The sequence below is a fragment of the Streptomyces sp. NPDC007905 genome, assembly GCF_042959345.1.
Lineage (GTDB): Bacteria > Actinomycetota > Actinomycetes > Streptomycetales > Streptomycetaceae > Streptomyces.
This window is the reverse complement of sequence record NZ_JBIBKS010000067.1, coordinates 1-5,261: the sequence shown is the minus strand read 5'-3', so window position 1 is coordinate 5,261 and position 5,261 is coordinate 1. Positions and strand designations below refer to the sequence as shown.

6 protein-coding genes and 3 pseudogenes are annotated in these 5,261 nt (G+C 68.1%); 7 read left to right on the top strand and 2 right to left on the bottom strand.

The genetic code is table 11. The annotated features are described in order from the left end of the window. Positions 1 to 71: 71 nt before the first annotated feature. From ACFZDC_RS41830 to ACFZDC_RS41805, 6 genes and pseudogenes are all read left to right on the top strand, one after another. A pseudogene (locus ACFZDC_RS41830) lies at positions 72 to 299 on the top strand (hypothetical protein); the annotation flags it as partial. A 222-nt stretch (positions 300 to 521) separates the two neighbouring features. Further along, positions 522 to 668, top strand: a complete 147-nt coding sequence (locus ACFZDC_RS41825; RefSeq protein ID WP_391332328.1) for a hypothetical protein — start codon at positions 522 to 524, stop codon at positions 666 to 668. Between the two features lie 112 nt (positions 669 to 780). Beyond that, positions 781 to 1,632 (top strand): sugar nucleotide-binding protein, encoded by an 852-nt coding sequence (locus ACFZDC_RS41820; RefSeq protein WP_391332326.1) that lies wholly within the window; start codon positions 781 to 783, stop codon positions 1,630 to 1,632. A 140-nt stretch (positions 1,633 to 1,772) separates the two neighbouring features. Next, on the top strand, positions 1,773 to 2,387 hold the full coding sequence (locus tag ACFZDC_RS41815) for a hypothetical protein (RefSeq protein ID WP_391332324.1): 615 nt from the start codon (positions 1,773 to 1,775) through the stop codon (positions 2,385 to 2,387). 97 nt (positions 2,388 to 2,484) lie between these two features. Next, complete coding sequence (locus ACFZDC_RS41810; protein ID WP_391332322.1) at positions 2,485 to 2,715, top strand: hypothetical protein; 231 nt, start codon at positions 2,485 to 2,487, stop codon at positions 2,713 to 2,715. Positions 2,716 to 2,875: 160 nt separating this feature from the next. Further along, complete coding sequence (locus tag ACFZDC_RS41805; protein WP_391332321.1) at positions 2,876 to 3,802, top strand: S41 family peptidase; 927 nt, start codon at positions 2,876 to 2,878, stop codon at positions 3,800 to 3,802. Positions 3,803 to 3,812: 10 nt separating this feature from the next. On the opposite strand, the pseudogene ACFZDC_RS41800 reads toward ACFZDC_RS41805, so the two are convergent. After that, positions 3,813 to 4,584 (bottom strand): annotated as a pseudogene (locus ACFZDC_RS41800) (IS5 family transposase); the annotation flags it as partial. Between ACFZDC_RS41800 and ACFZDC_RS41795 the strand changes: the two are divergent. Further along, complete coding sequence (locus ACFZDC_RS41795) at positions 4,573 to 4,935, top strand: hypothetical protein (RefSeq protein ID WP_391332330.1); 363 nt, start codon at positions 4,573 to 4,575, stop codon at positions 4,933 to 4,935. The pseudogene ACFZDC_RS41800 and the gene ACFZDC_RS41795 overlap by 12 nt on opposite strands. Before the next feature lie 81 nt (positions 4,936 to 5,016). On the opposite strand, the pseudogene ACFZDC_RS41790 reads toward ACFZDC_RS41795, so the two are convergent. Beyond that, a pseudogene (locus tag ACFZDC_RS41790) lies at positions 5,017 to 5,112 on the bottom strand (hypothetical protein); the annotation flags it as partial. Positions 5,113 to 5,261: the final 149 nt, after the last annotated feature.

Here is a 5,261-nt window from a genome sequence, read left to right as displayed (position 1 = left end):
ACTGCGCCCGAGCACGGTTCACTTCATGTGCATCCACACCCCCAACATGCCCCCAAACAGGACCGCGAGACAGACCTAACGGAGTCCTACTAGCGCTGTGGACGTTCCAGGTGAACAAAGCGGCGCAGCGCTTCTACGAAGGGCACGGCTTCGTCGAGGTCGAGCGAACGGACGGGCTGCGCAACGATGAGCGAGAGCCGGACGTCCGCTACGCCTGGCAGCCCCCGGCCCATCTGCCGTCGTGGCCCGGGCTGGATGGGACACGCTGCCGTGAAGGCGGTCATCCGAACTCCGGCTGACCGCCTTCACGGCGAGCCATGACGCGCAATGGGCTGGGCCGTGCACCAGCTCGGATGACGTGGTGCACCGCCGAGCACTGCTGTACCAGAAAGGGCAAGTCTCCAGGCGGGCGCCATTCGGCCCTGCGGCATGCGTTACCGCTGGTCAGCCGGGTATGGCGTTAGCGCAGAGCCAGCCGCTCGGCTTGGTGAGCGGCGAGGGAACAGAACGGAGAGATCACGGTGAAGCTGATGGCGGAGCGGGAGAGCATCGGCCTCCACCACGCGATGTACGTCCGGGTCTGCCTCTGGTACGACGAGGAGGACAGCACCGAGGAGCCGGACTTCATCGTGGAGGTACGGCCCCGTTCGGACTTCGACGCAGCGTGACGAATCCGAGCCGGATCCGCGTTCCGGATACAGGCCCGGGGACACCAGATAGGTGGATCAACGGAACCCGGCCTATGCCGGTGCCCCCTATTGCCGGTCTACCGTGTCGCGCATGACCACTTTGATCATCGGCGGCAGCGGCTTCCTGGGGGCCGAGCTGATCCGCCAGGCGAGAGTGGCCGGGCACCCCACGGCCGCCACGTACCACGCGACCAAGCCTGACGACGCCTCCCAGGCCCTGTGGCATCGCCTTGATCTGCGGGACGCGGGACGCCTGGACGCCGTCATGGCGGAAGTGAGTCCCCATCTCGTCGTCAACGCATCCAGCCACAAGGCCGACTGGGTAGTTACGGCGGAGGGCCCCATCCGGCTCGCGATGGCCGCGGCGAAGCACGGAAGCCGCCTGGTCCACGTCTCCAGCGATGCAGTGTTCTCCGGCGCCCAAGTCCACTACGACGAGACCTGCCTCCCTGACCCCGTCACCCCGTACGGGGCAGCGAAAGCGGCTGCGGAGACCGGAGTTCTCACCGTGCACCCAGAGGCCGTTGTCGCCCGCACGTCGCTGATCATCGGCCACGGGCGTTCCGTACATGAGCGCGCCGTGCACGAACTCGCCGCCGGCACCCGTGACGGCGTCCTGTTCACCGACGACATCCGCTGCCCAGTGCACGTCGAAGACCTGGCCGCCGCCCTTCTGGAGCTGGCCTCGTGCGATGCGTCCGGCATCCATCATCTTGCAGGGCCCCACGCCCTCAGTCGTCACGAGCTCGGCGTTCTCATCGCCAGGCGCGACGGTCTCGACGCCTCACGGCTGCCCACGGGCCTGCGGGCCCACAGCACACTCCTCGGCGCCCTCGACGTGCGCCTCGACAGCCAGGCAACCCAACCGAAACTGACCACCACACTGAGCGGTGCACGCCAGTTTTGCATCGCACCGGTGACCGCCCAGCCCGTCGTCCCATGAGCCAGCGGCCCCCCAGCAGAATGCGGCCGCTGTGCCCTTCATCGCCCAGCGGAGCAGGCATCGCAGCAGATGCTGGTTGTGGTGGGCATGCGAGGGAAAAGCCCTGGAAGTAGCGGCCGACCGTCCGCAAGGCTGCCGCCATGGGTTCCCCGAACTTCACCGCGCCGCCGCCCGACCGCGAACCCCCCGCCGTCGATGCGTTCCTCTCTGCCGTCGACCATGCGATGAACAGCAACACTCTGCTGCTCACAGCGGAGTGCGACGTACCCGTCGTATCCGGGAACCGCCAGGACGTCCTGCACGCTTTTCTGCACAGTGACCTGTTCGAGCCGCTGATGCGTGCCGCCGACGCGCGCCGGAACTGGCACAACCTGTCGAACGAGTATGAAGGTGAGCCCTTGGAGTATCCGCTCCTGCGGGAGGGCTTCCGCGCCACGGTCAGTCCCCTCGACCACGCAGGCTTCCTGGCACGGCTGCGCTGGATGCTCTGCGAGGCGTTCAGCCCCTACGGCCACCACTACCCGGCGGCGGACGCCGAGCAACTGGTGCACGGTTTCGCCCGGGAACTGCTCGGCGCAGACGGCCCGTCGTGGTCCTTCGCCGCTGTCAGCCCCGATTTCCTGGGCTCCAGCGGCTACTACAGTGGTGAGGAGCCGCAGCGGCCGGCGTACTTCGATGGCAGCGGCTCCGACACCGCCACGTTTGTCCACCGAGGCCGCAACTTCCACCTGCTGCTGACGAACGGCTCCCCTTGAGAGGGCGGAGCGGACACCCGCGGCCGCCTCGACGCCTGCCTCGCCCAGAGCGCACAGGACGCCGGAAGGCCCCTTCCCCTGACCGCCCGGGCCGCACGTGCCTATCTCGACGTCTGCTTCTTCCACCCCTTCGACGACGGCAACGCCCGCTCCCGTCTTCCTCACCCTCGTCTTCGTCCTCGCCCGCGAGGGCGTCACGCTCGACGACGTCAGCCTGCTGCGCCGCGTCTCCTTCCAGGCCGACGACCCCCAGGACGCGCTGACCCTCACCCGGCACATCGACATCCATCTCAGTGCGTGTTTCTGCTCTGTGGTGCTTCGTCAGTAGCTGATCGTCAATTAGGGTTGCTCGTGAGTCGAGAGCCTGTTCGGGGGGATGGATGCGGCGGGAACGTTCATTGCGCATGGCGGTCTGCGCTGGCCTGGTTGGAGTAGCGGTCGCCGCGACGGGGTGCACGAGCCGTTCGCACGATCCAGCGGCTACCGACATGTCGCCCAGTGCGCGGACCTACCTGTCGCAGGCGCTGAACATCATGGAGAAGCACTCTCTTCTTCGTCACAAGGTTGACTGGTCAGACTTGCGGAGCAGGGCGTTCTCGCAGGCGCGTGGTGCGCAGAAGACGGCGGGCACGTACGGGGCGATCGACTCGGCTCTGTATGCGCTGGGCGACGGGCACAGTTTGTTCTGGCAGCCGGATGAGGCGAAGGAGCGTTTCGGAGCCTCCGCGGTCAACTTCGATGGCTTAGCAGGCCGTTCTCTGAAAAGCGGTGTGGGCTACATTTCCCTGCCTGGTGTGGTGGGGTCTCAAGAGGCGTACGACCAGTACGTGCGGCAGGGCCGGAGTGCCGTGGCGAAGGCCGGCGCAGGCGAAGCCTGCGGCTGGGTGGTAGATCTGCGCTCGGACACCGGGGGCAACATGTGGCCGATGCTTGCGGTGGTAGGTCCGATCCTGGGCGATGGCACGGTCGGTGCGTTCGTGGATGTCGATGGCAGCAAGTCCGTTTGGTCGATCAAGCACGGCAGTCCATACGAAGACGGCAAGTTGGTCGGTTGGGGCGATGGCCGACCGTTCGCCAAGAGCGCCCCGCCGGTCGCGGTCCTGACCGGTAAGCGAACAGGCAGTTCGGGTGAAGCGGTCGTGGTGGCCTTCCGGGGACGTCCTGGCACCCGGTTCTTCGGCGAGCCGACCTACGGCGTCCCCACGGGAAACAAGCTGTACCACCTAGCCGACGGAGCTGTGCTGGCCCTCACGGAAGTCAAGGACGCGGACCGAACGGGCCGTGCATATGACGCGCCGATTCCTCCTGACGTGGAGATTGTCAATGACCCACGCCCGGTGGCACGTAACCGGGACGAGGTCCTGCAGGCAGCACAGAGCTGGCTCCTCAAACAGGCTGTCTGTCGTCGACCGTGAAATGCTCCGGAGGTTTCCTCGGCCAGCTGGGGGTCGAGCCTTTCCGTGCGAGACGCCTGGTCATGAGGGTGATGGCGGCCCAGGTGATCAGCGTCTCGGAGTGCTGGCTGAGCCGTTCGTAGTCCCTCGCATGGCGGCGGGCGTGCATCATCCACGCGAGCGACCTCTCGACGGCCCAGCGGCGGGGCAGCACGACGAAGCCGGAGGCGTCCTTGGGGCGGCTGACCGGCTTGATGGTGAGGTTGAGGTGCTGTTTCGCCCAGTCGACGAGCTTTCCGGCGTAGGCGGAGTCGGCCCACACGATCGTGATCTCGGGGTGCATCGACCCACCCCGGCCTGCGAGACCAGTAAGGGCGGCCGACCTGCAGGCGCAGGCGGAAGAGGACTTCCTTGGCCGCGGCGGCGTCGTGCAAGTCGGCGGGGGTGACCATGACCATGAGGGGCAGGCCGCAGGTGTCGACGACCATGTGGCGCTTGCGGCCGTTGATTTTCTTGCCTGCGTCGTAGCCGCGGGTGGCCTTGGAGGCGGTTTCAGCGGCTTTCACGCTCTGGGAGTCGATGACGGTGGCGACCGCTCTGGGGCCTTTCCCCATGTCGCGGCGGATCCGCCCGGCGAGGTGGTCGCGGATCTGGCCGACGATCCCGGCGGCTGCCCAGCGGGCCATGAACCCCCAGACGGTGCGCCAGGGCGGGAAGTCGGCGGGCAGGGCCCGCCACTTGCATCCTGTGTCCACGACGTAGCGGATCGCGTCGATGATCTCGCGGCGGGGATGTTTCGGCATCTGCGGCCCGTACCCCCAGGGCTGGGTGACGACGCAACCGCCCGGTACGGTCGTCACCCCGACGATGCGCAGGCTGTCGTCCGTGTCGACGCCGTACGGGTCGTCCAGCAGCTCGGCGAGCAGCCCGGCGTCCGGCGGCACCGCTGCCAGGCGCCGTACGGCCTCCTGCGCGTCGATGCCGGCCACGCAGACCAGTCCCGTGCCGTCGTAGTAGCCGACGTCGGCCAGGGCCGCGATGCGCCGCCGGCCTTCCCGCGCCGCCGCGGACTCCGCCTCGCTGAGCTCCCGTTCGCCCTCGGGCAGCGGGAACAGGTCCGGTGTGGGCCCGGCCAGGCTCAGCCGCCCCGGTGACCAGCCGGCCAACACCGGCCGCCACGGGTCGGCTCCCGCGGCGACGAGGACGCATGCGATCTCCGGCCGGTGCCCGACCACCGCCTCCCACAGCGCGGTCGTACCGTCCTCCAGGGCGTCGACGTCGGCGACGCGCCCGGCCAGCTCCGCGACGACCTCGGGCGAGCCGAACGCCACGGCCCGGTGCAGGGGCCGTTCCCCGCACGGCAGCGCGTCCGGTGAACCGCCCCATGTCAGGTAGAGACTCGATTCCGTGAAAGGATTGAGTCATGGCACGACCCTCCCGTTACCCGCTTGAGCTGCGCCGTCGCGCGGTGCGCATGGTC

Excerpts from the sequence above, each read along its gene's own strand:
- ACFZDC_RS41820 (WP_391332326.1), top strand. The coding sequence starts at position 781 with ATGACCACTTTGATCATCGGCGGCAGCGGCTTCCTGGGGGCCGAGCTG.
- ACFZDC_RS41805 (WP_391332321.1), top strand. The coding sequence starts at position 2,876 with ATGTCGCCCAGTGCGCGGACCTACCTGTCGCAGGCGCTGAACATCATG.
- ACFZDC_RS41795 (WP_391332330.1), top strand. The coding sequence starts at position 4,573 with ATGTTTCGGCATCTGCGGCCCGTACCCCCAGGGCTGGGTGACGACGCA.
- ACFZDC_RS41815 (WP_391332324.1), top strand. The coding sequence starts at position 1,773 with ATGGGTTCCCCGAACTTCACCGCGCCGCCGCCCGACCGCGAACCCCCC.